Source organism: Pseudoalteromonas sp. XMcav1-K (assembly GCF_044005875.1).
GTDB classification, from domain to species: Bacteria; Pseudomonadota; Gammaproteobacteria; order Enterobacterales; family Alteromonadaceae; genus Pseudoalteromonas; species Pseudoalteromonas spongiae.
Genome location: NZ_JBIPJE010000050.1, coordinates 12,756 through 26,610 on the forward strand (window position 1 = coordinate 12,756; position 13,855 = coordinate 26,610).

Annotated in this window: 12 protein-coding genes; 2 read left to right on the plus strand and 10 right to left on the minus strand. The window is 42.1% G+C overall.

Translation table 11 applies throughout. The annotated features are described in order from the left end of the window. The first annotated feature begins 51 nt into the window (after nt 1–51). Nucleotides 52–942 (plus strand): uridine diphosphate-N-acetylglucosamine-binding protein YvcK, encoded by an 891-nt coding sequence (gene yvcK, locus ACHSBP_RS16865; protein WP_395389699.1) that lies wholly within the window; start codon nt 52–54, stop codon nt 940–942. Here yvcK and ACHSBP_RS16870 read toward each other — a convergent pair. Beyond that, complete coding sequence (locus tag ACHSBP_RS16870; protein ID WP_395389701.1) at nt 939–1,256, minus strand: Hpt domain-containing protein; 318 nt, start codon at nt 1,254–1,256, stop codon at nt 939–941. The genes yvcK and ACHSBP_RS16870 overlap by 4 nt on opposite strands. Nucleotides 1,257–1,279: 23 nt before the next feature. Between ACHSBP_RS16870 and ACHSBP_RS16875 the strand changes: the two genes are divergently transcribed. Next, nucleotides 1,280–2,287, plus strand: a complete 1,008-nt coding sequence (locus ACHSBP_RS16875; protein ID WP_395389702.1) for a glycosyltransferase family 4 protein — start codon at nt 1,280–1,282, stop codon at nt 2,285–2,287. Between the two features lie 17 nt (nt 2,288–2,304). Here the strand turns inward: ACHSBP_RS16875 and ACHSBP_RS16880 are convergent, their stop codons facing one another. The 9 genes from ACHSBP_RS16880 to ACHSBP_RS16920 all read right to left on the minus strand — a co-directional run bounded on the left by ACHSBP_RS16880 (nt 2,305) and on the right by ACHSBP_RS16920 (nt 13,739). After that, nucleotides 2,305–3,738, minus strand: coding sequence for a sigma-54-dependent transcriptional regulator (locus ACHSBP_RS16880; protein ID WP_395389703.1), 1,434 nt, complete (start codon nt 3,736–3,738; stop codon nt 2,305–2,307). Between the two features lie 37 nt (nt 3,739–3,775). After that, a complete protein-coding gene (locus ACHSBP_RS16885) occupies nt 3,776–5,245 on the minus strand; it encodes a SpoIIE family protein phosphatase (RefSeq protein WP_395389704.1) in 1,470 nt (489 codons plus the stop codon). 2 nt (nt 5,246–5,247) lie between these two features. Then, nucleotides 5,248–5,958 carry a capsular biosynthesis protein gene (locus ACHSBP_RS16890; RefSeq protein WP_395389706.1) on the minus strand — a complete coding sequence of 237 codons (711 nt, stop codon included), beginning with the start codon at nt 5,956–5,958 and terminating at the stop codon, nt 5,248–5,250. Beyond that, a complete protein-coding gene (locus ACHSBP_RS16895; RefSeq protein WP_395389707.1) occupies nt 5,955–8,042 on the minus strand; it encodes an SLBB domain-containing protein in 2,088 nt (695 codons plus the stop codon). Before ACHSBP_RS16895 ends, ACHSBP_RS16890 begins: the two co-directional genes overlap by 4 nt. Nucleotides 8,043–8,047: 5 nt before the next feature. Then, complete coding sequence (locus ACHSBP_RS16900) at nt 8,048–8,890, minus strand: OmpA family protein (protein ID WP_010558214.1); 843 nt, start codon at nt 8,888–8,890, stop codon at nt 8,048–8,050. A gap of 15 nt (nt 8,891–8,905) precedes the next feature. Next, nucleotides 8,906–9,232, minus strand: coding sequence for an STAS domain-containing protein (locus ACHSBP_RS16905; RefSeq protein WP_010558215.1), 327 nt, complete (start codon nt 9,230–9,232; stop codon nt 8,906–8,908). 148 nt (nt 9,233–9,380) lie between these two features. Beyond that, nucleotides 9,381–11,174, minus strand: a complete 1,794-nt coding sequence (locus tag ACHSBP_RS16910) for a sugar transferase (protein ID WP_395389708.1) — start codon at nt 11,172–11,174, stop codon at nt 9,381–9,383. 10 nt (nt 11,175–11,184) lie between these two features. Beyond that, a complete protein-coding gene (locus tag ACHSBP_RS16915) occupies nt 11,185–12,261 on the minus strand; it encodes a glycosyltransferase (RefSeq protein WP_010558217.1) in 1,077 nt (358 codons plus the stop codon). An 11-nt stretch (nt 12,262–12,272) separates the two neighbouring features. Then, on the minus strand, nt 12,273–13,739 hold the full coding sequence (locus ACHSBP_RS16920; RefSeq protein WP_010558218.1) for a GNVR domain-containing protein: 1,467 nt from the start codon (nt 13,737–13,739) through the stop codon (nt 12,273–12,275). Nucleotides 13,740–13,855 lie beyond the last annotated feature (116 nt).

Sequence of the window (13,855 nt, forward strand, 5' to 3'; positions counted from 1 at the left end):
CTGGTACATAACTTGTATCACTCTCTTCAGAGATTTTGTCGAGGGTATATTATGAAAATTGTATGTATAGGTGGTGGTCATGGTCTTTCACAGGTGCTCGACGCACTTAAAAATATGCCATGTGAGCTCACGGCAATCGTAACCACAACAGACAACGGTGGAAGCACAGGCCGACTGCGTCAGGACCCGAGCCAAATTGCCTTTGGTGACATTCGTCGCTGCGCTGAAACACTTGGCAACCCAGAAAATATGCTCACCATTTTGAGCGAACAACGATTTGAACAGAACAACGACTTAAACGGCCACTGTTTTGGCAATATATTATTGAGCGCGCTAAGCCAAGTCACGCACAACACCAGCGATGCCATCAAGATTTTTTGCGCTATGCTCGGAGTAAAACACACTATTTTACCCATGGCTAACGGCCCAGTAGATTTAGTTGCGACAAGTGAAAGTGGCGAGCGTGTTTTTGGCGAATGCCACGTCGATGCGCTTTCAACATTTCCTAAGCACTTAAGTTTGTCTAAAGCAGTAGTTGCCAATCAACAAACGGTAGAGGCGATTCTTCAAGCAGATTTAATTTTACTCGGCCCCGGTAGCTTATTAACAAGTGTTATGCCTCCGCTTTTACTGAGTGATATTCGTGATGCGTTATGTCGCACGTCAGGCTGTCGCATTTTTATTGAAAATTTGGTACCTGAACACAGCGCTGTTGACTCAATTCCGGCAAATGAACAAGTAACGAAAGCCGTGGAAATTCTTGGTTATAAGTTTTTTGATGTGTGCTTAACCCCAGACGCATTTGAAGCGATGGACTTAAGAGCAATTGAAAAAGAACAGCACAGTAGCACGCACAATAAGTCGCAGTTAAAACACATTATTGAGCAATTACTGCCGTATCAAGATGACACACAGCCGAACTACAGTATTAAAGTGCATTAGGAAATGGGTATTGCAGCCATGGTGGCACTATGTATTTCGGGTAGTAATGCACGCTCGGTAAAAAAGGCAGTGTCATTATTTTTTGCATGGGCCTCAAGGGTTTCTGCAAGGGCACCAAGTTGGTCTGCACCGTAAGAACGAGCACAGCTTCTTAAACTGTGGCTAAAACGCACAGCGTCGTTATCGAGGGTAGTAACGGCCATAATCTGTTCGGTGAGTTTGGTTGCTTCACTTTTAAATACAGCGAAAAGTTGGCCTAAAACATCTTTACCAACGTCGGCTTCAAGTTGTTTTACAGTTGTTTGATTAAACATAGCATTCCTTATTGGAGGTATTTATGCGAAATCTTGTGCTCTTCTTAGATTCTAGCCTATTTGGCGGCATTGAATCGCATATTGTTGAATTAGTGAAACTAATGCAGCGTAACAACGTACCTGTGTCAGTACTGTTTTACCAAGACCATCAGAATGTGCAACTCTATAAATTACTTGAAGCCTTAAATTGCACTTACCAATGTTTAGATGGCAAACCACTTAGCTTGCATCAATATTTAAAACAGCACAGCAACACAGTATTGCATACCCATGGTTACAAAGCGGGCATTATTGGTAGACTTACATGCAAAGTAACCGGAAACTTATGTATTTCAACATATCACGCCGGTGAGAAAGGCGCAGGCCGAGTAAGGCTATACAATTGGCTTGATCATCTCACCAGTGGCTTTTCGCAAAATCTAGTTGTTGCTCAGCATCTTAAAAACACGGTTAAAAACAGTGAATTTATTGCTAATTTTATCGTGCCAAACAACCCTAAACTTAAACAGCCCAATAGCGTATTGAATATTGCCTTTGTTGGCCGGCTATCATATGAAAAAGGGCCTGACCGTTTTGTCGCGCTGGCGCAGCATTTCACTCAGCAACCGCGTTTACAATTTCATGTCTATGGTGACGGCGATATGGCGTCTGAGCTTAAACGTAATGCTCCAAAGAACATACAGTTTCACGGTCATCAAAGTAATAAGTCACTTTGGCAATCAATTGATGTATTAGTTATTTGTTCACGTGAAGAAGGATTACCAATGGTGCTGTTAGAAGCCATGGACAATAAAATAGTGTGCATTGCTAACCGAGTAGGGGCCATCGACAGCGTAATTGCGCATAATCAAACCGGGCTGTTAACCGATGACCAAACCCAAGTCGCACTGGTTAATCGCTTAAAAACCTTATTGTTTATGTCGCAGCAAGAACGTAATTACTTAATTAAAAATGCCACCAGCAAATTGCACCGCTTTTACTCAGGTCGCGAGCAATTTACTCAACTCAGTAAATTGTATTTCAAACCGTAAAGGTCAACACTCTCTCGTCAACTAATAACACCTTGCTCTTCCATTTGCTCCCAAGTTTTCATTTTTCGGTAGATGGTGGAAGGGCTAATATCTAAAAGCGCTGCAGCTTTTGGCACATTATCGTTGCACGAGGCTATCGCTTTTTCGATATAACGCTTTTCGACAATCCACAAAGGTTCAATATCGGAGCTGCGTAAAAGGTTAGTGGTTTCAATACTCGCGGCAGTTGATTGCGGCGTCATATTTGCCATTGGCTGCGCAGCAACCACTGGCTCTGTTGACATACTACTTTGTGGAAATGGCGGGAACATACGCTTTTCTATCCATGGTTGGCTATTCAGTACCACGGTGTTGCGGATCATATTTTCAAGCTGGCGTACATTGCCAGGCCAACTGTAGGCCATTAAATGTTGTTTAGCATCATCACTTAGCCCTTCGAACGTTTGGCCTTCTTCTTTAGCAATACGTGAAAACAACGCCTCGGCTATTTGAATCACATCAGTACCGCGCTGACGCAATGGCGGCAACTGAACAGGGATCACATAAAGTCGATAATACAAGTCTTCGCGAAACCGCCCTGCTTGCACTTCGAGCCATGGGTCGCGATTGGTTGCGCAGACAAATCGTACATCAACCTGTTGTTGTTGCTCACTGCCGACCTTTTGAAAGCAGCCCGTTTGAATAAAACGCAGCAATTTACTTTGTAAATTGAGGTCCATTTCACACAATTCATCAAGAAACAGGGTGCCACCGTCGGCCATGCCTGCGGCACCTTCACGAGAGTTTGTTGCACCGGTAAACGCGCCTTTTACATGACCAAAAATTTCACTTTCAATCAAATCTTTTGGAATCGCCGCACAGTTTATCGCGATAAATGGTTTTTTACTGCGTTCACTGCATTGATGAACCGCGCGCGCGCACAGCTCTTTACCAGTACCACTTTCACCTGTGATAAATACAGTCGCTTTACTGTTAGCGGCATTGCTGATGATTTGATAAACCGATTGCATTGGCGCTGAGCTGCCAATCAATTCGCAAAATCGACCGTTTTCAAAACGTGATTGGTATTTTTCAACGGTTTCACTTAGCGAGTTAAGCTTTAATGCGTTATTAACTGTGATGCGAAAACGCTCAGCATCAACGGGCTTTTCAATAAAATCGGCGGCGCCGTAACGAATAGCATCAACTGCTATTTCTTTACTGGCATGGGCGGTTAGTACCACGACTTTTGGTCTATCGTTAACGGGCAGTTGCGCTAAAATGTCCATACCGCTCATATCGGGCAGCATCACATCTAGCATGATCAGATCTGGTTTGTTGCTTGCTAAATAATCTAAGGCCTCTTGTCCTGTGTACGCTACATCGCTGTGCATGCCAGTGGGAATAAGATATGACTGATACAACAGCGCTAACGATTCCGTATCTTCGACAATTAAGATCTTATTTGGCATAGGCAAACTCCTGATCACATTTAAGTATTTCCTTATTCTAATTAAGTACTAGTAGAGACGAATCGTCAATTTCTTTTGATAATCTTGGCAAACATTTATACCAAAGTTGACTTAAATCAGTGCCTATTGCGCTTATATTGGCAGTGTTAATCGCCTCAACTAACTGCTGTAGCTCAAAGCAATTTTCATGATTTTCAAACAAACCATCAGTCGCCATTACCAGTGAATGGCCGTGCTCGAGCTGATAACATTCGCTGTGATATTCATAGCCTCGGTCGAGCCCAAGTAAGGGTTGGCTGTTGCCGATGTTTGCTACTATTTGCTGCTGAGATAATACAATCGGTAGCGGATGCCCTGCGTTAATCAGTGAAATATGCCGCTCGCTAATCTCCAATGCGATAAACGTGACAAGACTCTGCTGCATAAAATCTTGGTTAGGTAAGCTCTTTGCCAATCCGTTTACAAAATCAGCAAGTGAATCAAATGGGCAGTGAAGTAAACCCAGTATGTACCCTTTTAGTTGCAGCGCAACGCGGTTTGCACTTTCGCCATGGCCCATAACATCGCCAAAGAACACATAGCTGTGATCTTGTTTGTTTACCGATACTAAAACATCACCGCCACTACCCGCGGCAACATTGCCAAATGAAATTGCCGATAGCGCTCCGAGCTCAAATTTATCTTTGTGGGCTGCCAACTCGCCTTTTGAAATATTAACCGAACGCGAGACACAACGGCTTTTAACTCGCTCACAAACAATTTCTAATTGCTCTTTTTTTACAGGCTTAACTAAATAGTCATCAACACCACATAAATGGGCCTTTAGCATGGTCTCTCGACTACCATCGCCCGAAATCACCACAATACCAATATTGTTTAGGTGGCTTAGCTGTTTAATATTAGAGATAAATTCATCGGCCAACATGGCGTTTAAGTTCATATCAATTAATAGCAAATCAACATTATGCGCCATCAAATATTGATACGCTTGATGCTCATCCGTAAAAGCGTGACAGTCATAATCACGCTCTAAATAGGCGTTTACTAGCTGTAAGCTGGCGTGTTCATCATCAATAATCACGACACGGTTTTTCACTTTTTTAAGCGGTAAGGCAAAGCTAAAATGATTTTTACCGTGTTTTTCAAAATAACGAAAATCAGGAAAGTAATGTTCGATTAACGCAAGTCCCATTCCCCCTTCGCGCAGTTCGCCATCTGAGAGGTCGGTATGTTGGTCTTTTGAAGTCGTTGGGTGAAAATAACTTGTTGGATCGATTAACTCAATTTTAATGCTGTTGAGCGTGCGCCCTATGACTAAAGTAACCGCTTCGTCTTCCCCTTCACTGTGACGAATAAGATTAGTTAAATATTCGGTGACAACAAGGCCGGTGTTATCAATATCGTCGTTTTCAACATCCATAGTTGCAAGCAAGGTGAGTAAAATTTCACGCACTGAATGTAAGGTCGACCAAATTAAGTTAAAGCGCCTATAAAACAATACATTCATTATTACACCCCTTGAAACAGCCACTGCTGACGATTAACGATATTGATCAAACGATGTTTCACTTTAGGTAATCGTCTAAAGCGACGATTAATGCTATCAATCAAACGCTCCCCAAGTGGTGGCATATACATTTGACTCACCACTATTTCAAAGCGCCTGCAGTGGGCTGATTTTAATTCACTAATTACCGCATCGAGTGTCTCTTGTGTTGTTTTACCAAGCGCAATATCTAACAGCAATAAATCGGTTACCGACATTAATAAGTGAAGCGGAAAATTCGCATGATTGCGTTTACAAATTGGCGACATATCAAACAAAATATAGTCGAACTCTTGTTTCAGCATCAGAATCGCCATATCAAACACGTCTTTTTCGCGCACTAGCGCTAAGTCTTGCAGTTGCGTAATGCTTAAAAAGTAAAAATCATCAATTGATTGCGCATTCAACTGACAGCTAATATCACCAAATGACCACCTAGCAAGCGCATTTGGCATGCTAATTAAGTCATTATCAGTAAGCGGATTACAGGTGTTTAAATCAATCACTAAAACGCGTTCATTGCGCCCACTCAAACGCTTAGCCACACTAATGGCCAAAGAGGTGGCGCCCGAGTTTCCGTTAGGTGATGCAAATGCTATACAACGCGCGTTTTCACTATTGATAGATTCAAAAATAAGCTCAAGCTCTTGATACTGTTTTGGAATAATTTTCATAAGCCCACCGCAATAGCCACAATAGTTAAAATATCAATGAGTGAATCTTTCGCTCGCTGGGTAAAATCTTGTCCTTGATCTGGAATATATACCGTGTCGCCTGCGCGCAATAACGGGATATTCGCCGAATTTGGCTGTTTGATAAACTTCTCTAAATCGAAGCGGCGCGATTGTTCTTTACAACAGCCATGATTAATCACCACAATTTTACTGATAAGCGCATTCGATGACGGACCACCGGCTTCGGCTAATACATCAAGCAGTGACATGGAGTCATCAAAGCTATAGCGACCAGGTTGCTTGATGGCCCCCATAACACGCACTACCTGATCTTTAGGTTGACGTAACCAATCTTTACTTTTTTCTGGAACAAAAATCGTATCGCCTGGTAGTACTCTTGGGAATAAAGTTTCATCACCTGTTTCAAAGTATAGCGCTAAGTTAAGTTTGCTCACGCGTGATTGTGTGCCGTTACGGTGAGTAATGCGAATATTGCGCAAGTCAGCATCATCCGTAGGACCATCAGCTGCTGAGATAATATCAAGAAAATGTAGTGACTTATCAAATGCATAACGACCCGGCGCGCCAACCTGCCCCAATACATAAATAGAGCTTTTTGCATCTTGACGCACCCACTGCGACTTGTTGTCTTTTGGATCGTGTGGCAGTTCTTCAACAATGATGGTATCGCCAGCAATAATGGTTGGTAGTGGGTAGCTATCACTGTCGCTATTGGCATATTCATCCAAACTAAAACGCTGTAATAGCTGACCTTGGCGAATGATCTTAATATCGTTCACATTAGCACCTTTTGTCGGGCCTCCCGCATGTGCAAATAAATCGGTAAAGTCCATTTCGTCACTCCACTCGTAACGACCAGGATGATGGATTGCGCCCATAATTTTAACTGCACGAGTCGGCGCTACTTTAAGCCAGCTTTTTTCATTTAAATCGGTTTTCTCGGGAACAAAAATCACATCACCAGGCGCAATTTCAGGGATCGACATAGACTGGTAGCCTTCGCTATAAGCTTGTAAGTCGAACAGAATATTATTACCTGCTGGGGTTAATATTTTGATTTGGCGGGTTTCCGCAAACCGCGTTGGACCACCAGCATTGGCGAGAATATCTAAAAAGCCAATTTGATTACTTGCCTCATAAGCACCGGGTTTTTGCACTTCGCCCATAATGTAGACAGTGCGCGCTGTGGTGTTAACATCATCTACCATAATCGGCACAAAAATCGTGGTGCCCGCGCCAATTTTTGGCAGCAAGCTGGTATCACCTGAATCCAAGTACTGCTTCAAATCAAAGATAGTTGGCGTGTTGTTTTGAATAACGCGAATTTTAGTTACATCGGCGTAACGTGTTACGCCTTCAGCACGCATTAACGCATCAATAATATTCATATCTGGTTTATACGAAAAACTACCAGGGCTGTGCAGTTCTCCAAATAATGTTACTGCTTGACCTTGACCGTCGGCATCGCCTGCGCTTGAAAGTGTTTGCGCATCAAAGTCTATTTGCACATTACCTAAAAGCGGTGAAACAGGTACAAACACGGTATCGCCTGAGCGTAATTTAGGTAATAAGGCTACATCTCCGCTATCGAGATAGGCTTTGTAATCGAACGTAGTAGTGTTTTTATCACGGCGAATTTGTAATTTATTCAGCTGGGCACCTGGTTTAATGCCATCGGCTTTCGCTATCACCATTTGAATATTACCATTAGCTGGAATACTTACTTGCGACGGATTGTTTACATAACCAAGTACCGTAACCAGTAAGTCGCGTGAACGCACTTCTAAATAAAACTTACCGAGCGCTTTATACACACCAGCAAGCTTAAGTTTCACTTCTGATTCAGCACGTTTAGGCGTTTTACCTGCAAGTTTTACCTTGCCAATTTCAGGCAGTTCAACAAATCCTTTATCATCAACTTCAAAGGTGCTCTCAAATTCAACTTCCCCCGGTACATTGAAGTAGACTTTGTTACCTACTTCAATCACCGCCTCGTCATCATTGGCATGGAGCGAAAAGCTTACTAACCAACACATTAGCAATAAATAGATGATTGATTTCATGACGATCACTCCTTATCTTCCAAAGCACTTGTCCACTCGGACAAAGGCTTTACTTTAGTGAGCTCTGCGGCTTTTGCAGAATTTGCAAGAATATACGCATTTACACGGCGGTCTGAATGCTGCTTTTGTACTGATTCACCCTCGTTACTAAATGGTACTTGTGCACCTTGCGCTAACGTATTGACCTGTTCGGGATTGACACCGTAAAGGGTAAGCCAACTTTTAACGCTTTCAGCGCGTTTATACGCCAATTCAAAGTTACTCACTTTGCTGCCACGTTGATCTGTGTGTCCAACTAACAAAATTTTGGTAGCAGGCGACATTTTAAGCAGCTCAGCGCTTTGCGCCAATCGCACGCGATACTTAGGTGTTACTTCGAAACTATCAAACGCAAATTGGTTGTCGCTATTAAGCAAGTTTTCCAACTTTTCAAACAACATTGAATCGTTTTTTCGCGTATCCGCAATGCAATGTGTATTACTGATCACGCGCTCAAAGTGATTCTCTAACTGCTGTAACTGATGGTAGAAAGTACGCATATCTAATTGCGCTTGCGAATACATCTCAGCAGCTAATGTGCGGTTGATTCGTGTCAACATTAACTCGGCTTGATATAACTGCCCCGGCATACAGTTTTTGATACCACGACTTTTTAGCCAATCAAGTTTCAGTGAAAGGTGCTCGAACTCGTTCATCACCTGAAATGGTAAGGCATTCTCAAAGCCATTAGTGCTTTGCGGGGCATCTGGATGATATTGCTCTGCCCAACCGCCGCGACCTTCTTCAGGCCACGTGGAACAACCAGAGCACACACCGATAATACATGCGATAGGCAGTAACTTATCCATAGCGACAATTCCTTCTTAAGCAGTTTCTGTAGAGCTAATAAATGGAATGGTTGCGTCAACACGTAACAGCTTCATTAGCTTTTCCGGTTGACCTGACACATCAAGTAAAGACATTGGAATACCGCGCTGTTCAATGCGTTTAAACAAAAACACCATGGCACCAATACCTGATGAATCGATAAATTCGGTATTGCCAAAATCAAGCACTACTGAATCATGCTGTGTCGCAGCAAAACACTCAAAATGCTCGCGATATTTATCTACATTTAAGCCCGAAAAGTCATGCGGAAGCTCAACCGTTAACGTGTTGTTTTGCTCTTTAGTGGGAAGTAAGTTGTTCATAATCATATCCTCTTTTGAGACTATGACTAATAACAACCAAATAGAGTGCCAAAATTTATTTACTTATATTTCAGTTATTTATATTTTAAAAAATGTTTGAAATAGCAAAATGCAACAAGCTAGATCCAGCCCGTTGCATTTTGCAATGCTATTGTCCTTTACCAAGTACCACTACCTTAATGGTTTTGAATAAGATATCACATTCCATTTTAAGCCAAGTTGAAAAGCGCGACATTGATAATACGTACGAATAATCCCACGCAATTTTATTGCGTACATCTTCCACGCTTTCATCATAGCCATTCATCACTTGAGCAAGCCCCGAAATACCTGGCTTAATACCATAGGTACGCTGAATAAAATACGGAATTTCACGTTCTAATTTAGTGTAAAAGCTAGGGCGTTCTGGACGCGGGCCAATTAGCGACATATCACCTCTAAGTACATTCCAAAACTGTGGTAATTCATCAATGCGCGTTTTTCTTAAAAAGCGACCAACACGCGTAATGCGAGGATCGTTACCTTGTGCCCAAACGGCACCTGTTGCTTTTTCGGCGTCAAAACGCATGCTACGCAGCTTGTAAACGTAAATTAAATCGGTTCTATCTTCGTTAATCCGCCCGACACGTAATTGCTTGTAAATTACGCCTCCTTTTGAATCAAGTTTAATTGCAATACCAGCAAGCAATATAATTGGCGAGAATAAGGTTAAACCAACCACTGCACCGATAATATCAATACTGCGTTTGCAAAACGCAATCATTGAAACTCCCGGATTAGATGACGACACTCTGCGCCAAGCTGTTTTGTATCGAGACAGTGACACAATGCCAATTAAGCCCGCTAGGTAACTGGTGATTACATAGTTTACAGAATCAATTAATGGCAAGTCTGTATGCCATTTAAACATCGCTTTTATCACCCCAATTAGGTTTATAAGCAGCATACTGCCCAGCAGTAGCTGCGCCGCGATATCACCTAAAACAGCTAACATAGTTAATGCGGCAAATGCGCTAAACAGCATTACGGGCATTACTCCACGCAGTACTTTGTTAGAAAAAAAGCTGAAAATTTGCGCCAAACTAAACTGGTTTACGCGCTTAAATATAGTGTTTAATTGCTGCCAATTTCCTGCACCGATGCGAATACGACGGCTGAAATCTTGTGTTTGATTGTCTTGTTCGCATTCGATTATGGCAATTTCATCGTTGAAACTGGCACACTGCTCTTTGCCAAGCGCTGATACCAACTGCACAAAGTCATCGTTAATAGTGTTTGATAAAAGTGGTGTTACTTTTTCTGCACGCATAGCAAACATGGCACCTGCGAACCCGTTTACTGCACCAAGCTGCCCTTCTAGTCGACGCACGGCGTTTTGGTATTGCCAATATTTATCTAAACAGCCATGAGCAGAACTATTTGGTAAATAGTTACCTGAAACAGCAACAATGTCTTTATTAACCATTGATTTAGCCACTTGCTCAAGGCAATTTACACTCATCAATGCACTGACATCTGTAAACACAATTATATCGTACTCATCGCGATAACGTTTTATTAGTGTATTGAGCGCGTTTACTTTGCCCGCGTTAACAGCAATCTCATCGTATGTGCAATAAATAAATTGATCATGTAGATGCGCGCTAACACGTTTTACAACATCAGCAGTTGCATCAGTACAGCCATCACCGACAATGTGAATACCCATTTTATCATTTGGATAAAGCTGCGACGCTAAATTATGCAGCTTTTCTTCGATGTAATTTGCTTCATTGTATGCCGCGATAAAAACCCCAATTGATGGCGTTTCTCGATGGCTAAGCGGCGTGTCGTCAATCACTTTTCGTGGCGTTTTTGCAGCCAATATCGCCAGCAACTTTGGATAAATAAAATGATGATAAACAAATAAAACAGCAACAAATATTATGATAAACCAAAGCATAATGAACTCCTTATACCATCGCGTGTTGATAGATTTTGTTATAACGATTTGCCATCACTTTTAGTGTTGCTTGTGATAACGCATATTGACGAATACGAGTGCCATAATTCAGTGAAAGTGCTTTTATTAAATTTGGAGCAAGTAACTGTTCTTCATTTATAGGTAATACAAACCCATGTGGTGTATTTACAACTTCGCTAATTCCCCCCACATCACTGGCAACGACGGGGCGATTACAAGCCATCGCTTCTAAAATCGATAGTGGTAACCCTTCCCGCTCTGAGTACAAGCAAAACACATCAATGGCCGAGTAAAAACTTGGCATATCTGATACACACCCAAGCCAGTAAACCCTATCCGCAACACCAAGTTGTTCCGCATACGCTTTCATTTTCTCAAGTTGACTGCCGCTACCGGCAAACACCATATGTACCTTATAAGGGAGTGTTGTGAGCGTTCGCAACATGGACTTATGACCTTTGCCCTCTTCAACACGGGCGGCACAGCCAATTAGCGTGTAATTATGTGGTAGCCCTAATTTGTTACGAGCGCTGTAACGTGAGATTGGCGTAAAGTAGTCTGTATCAATACCATTGTGCACCACATGATCTGGCTTAATTTTGGCCTGTTTTTGAGCAAGCTCTGCGACCGCTTTTGCATCTGCCACTATAGTAATTGGAGTACATTTGCCAATCGCTTTAGTGAACATACGGTATTTGAAATCCGTTAAATACCACGCATCATGCAAGGTATGAATATGCTGTATTTTGGGTCTTAGCATTTTGGCTAAACTGGCGTACAACATGGGGCCAATATGGTGGCTGTGAATTACGTTAATATCAAACTTATCAATAAGAGCAACGAGCTTTTTAACTGTTTGCCAACTCACGCCCGGCGCTTTATTTAAACAGTAAAAGTTGTTTAATTCTTCCAGCTGAGGCCATGCTTTAATCGCCCCTTTTTTAGTGCCTTCCATCGCTACTAAAAACATTTTTGAATTTGTTATTTCACTACAGCACAGGCCAAATGCCATTTTTTCAAGCCCGCCCACTTGTGGGTGCTGAATTAGTTGAATAATGTTATTCATAATGCCTCCAATTAGTCGATTCGATGTACAGTGACATCGTTCACAATGGGTAATTTGGTTAATACGCGTTGCCCTGCAATCGTTTCTATCGTTGCTTCATCGCGTACACGTAAGTCGGTGATCATGGCAACAAATGTGAGTGCCGCAGCGCTAAATAGGCCAAGTACAATGCCCAAAATGATGCTTACCACCAACGATTGATTAATCGGTGATGTTGGGCTGTATGCGCGTTCAATGGTTTTTACTTTATCAGGGCCCTCATAGCGTACTAATTGCCCTGTCACTTTTGACATTTCATAACGCTCAAGCATTTCAGAATACAAGGTTTGTTTCACTTGATAATCCCGTTGCAGTTGGCGCAGTGCTTTATCAATTTCGCTTGAACTTGAAAGACGTGTTGACACAACCGATAACTGTTCGCTTAGCATCTCAATTTCATTATTTAGCTGTGCGACATTATTTTCAGCTTCTTCCAAAGTAATAAGTTGCGCAACCAGTAATGCGCTGTCTTTGGCGTTAGCACCTAACGGTAAACTGTTGGCGATTTGCCACAGTGAATCTAAATCAGCCTCTTCAAATGGCTTTGCTTGACTTTCCATTTCTTGCTTGCGAATTTGTAAGGTTTCGAGTTCGCGTAATTTAGCCTGAACCTTGCTATGCTGATCTGTGTAACGGGTACGCAATAGCGCAATATCTGCCTCAATACGCATAATGCTATCAACTAAGCGCCCCTTAACTGGATTCGCTTTGGCAAGTTGCTTTTTAAGTGTTGCTAGGCGTGCTTTTGCGCCACTTAGATCAACTAGTTTTTGCTGTTTTTCTTGCTCTAAACGCGCCAGGGTATCTTGGTTCACATTTAATAACTCAGGCAGCGCTTCACGGTTATCACGCTTAAACTTTGCTAATTTATCTTCAGCAAGTTCTAGTTGCAGGCGCAGCTCTTCAAGTTGGTTTTTCAAAAATGTTTCTGACGTATCAAGGGATGCTTTGGTTGGCGCTAACAAACGCTCAATAAATTTCTCAACCAGTGCTTCAAGCACTGGCTTCATTTGTTCGCGTTTGTTCCATTTAAAGTGAATGCGCACTAACTCATCGCCCACCAGTGAAATTGAAATGGCACTGGCTAATTTTTGCTGCATTTTTTCAACTTCAAGTTGATTGGTTAAGTCATCCACTAAACCAACCTCTTTTACTACTTCAGTTAAATTTTTACGACTCAGTACCAAAGTGCGTAGCGCATCCATACGGGCCGATAATTCAAATGAGAATTCAAGCTCATCTAAGAAAGGATTTAACAACGCAGACTCTTCAATCAAAATAGTCGCGTGATTGGTATATTGCTTTTCACTGCTAAGTGAAATTGCAATCACAGCAATCGGCACAATGATCATCGGTAACGCAATAAGCTGCCAGCGCTCATACATGGTGTATAAGGCTAGGTAGATAAGCTTTTTAATTTGCGCAATCGTAAAAACCATTTCTAATCCTAATTCGCAAATTGCAACGCAATTTAGCGATTTGCTATATCAAAATGTGAAAAACACCGTTTTTTCACCCCTTTGATATAACTATCGCAAGTTCAGCGCCAACTATT

Excerpts from the sequence above, each read along its gene's own strand:
- yvcK (WP_395389699.1), top strand. The coding sequence starts at position 52 with ATGAAAATTGTATGTATAGGTGGTGGTCATGGTCTTTCACAGGTGCTC.
- ACHSBP_RS16870 (WP_395389701.1), bottom strand. The coding sequence starts at position 1,256 with ATGTTTAATCAAACAACTGTAAAACAACTTGAAGCCGACGTTGGTAAA.
- ACHSBP_RS16875 (WP_395389702.1), top strand. The coding sequence starts at position 1,280 with ATGCGAAATCTTGTGCTCTTCTTAGATTCTAGCCTATTTGGCGGCATT.
- ACHSBP_RS16880 (WP_395389703.1), bottom strand. The coding sequence starts at position 3,738 with ATGCCAAATAAGATCTTAATTGTCGAAGATACGGAATCGTTAGCGCTG.
- ACHSBP_RS16885 (WP_395389704.1), bottom strand. The coding sequence starts at position 5,245 with ATGAATGTATTGTTTTATAGGCGCTTTAACTTAATTTGGTCGACCTTA.
- ACHSBP_RS16890 (WP_395389706.1), bottom strand. The coding sequence starts at position 5,958 with ATGAAAATTATTCCAAAACAGTATCAAGAGCTTGAGCTTATTTTTGAA.
- ACHSBP_RS16895 (WP_395389707.1), bottom strand. The coding sequence starts at position 8,042 with ATGAAATCAATCATCTATTTATTGCTAATGTGTTGGTTAGTAAGCTTT.
- ACHSBP_RS16900 (WP_010558214.1), bottom strand. The coding sequence starts at position 8,890 with ATGGATAAGTTACTGCCTATCGCATGTATTATCGGTGTGTGCTCTGGT.
- ACHSBP_RS16905 (WP_010558215.1), bottom strand. The coding sequence starts at position 9,232 with ATGAACAACTTACTTCCCACTAAAGAGCAAAACAACACGTTAACGGTT.
- ACHSBP_RS16910 (WP_395389708.1), bottom strand. The coding sequence starts at position 11,174 with ATGCTTTGGTTTATCATAATATTTGTTGCTGTTTTATTTGTTTATCAT.
- ACHSBP_RS16915 (WP_010558217.1), bottom strand. The coding sequence starts at position 12,261 with ATGAATAACATTATTCAACTAATTCAGCACCCACAAGTGGGCGGGCTT.
- ACHSBP_RS16920 (WP_010558218.1), bottom strand. The coding sequence starts at position 13,739 with ATGGTTTTTACGATTGCGCAAATTAAAAAGCTTATCTACCTAGCCTTA.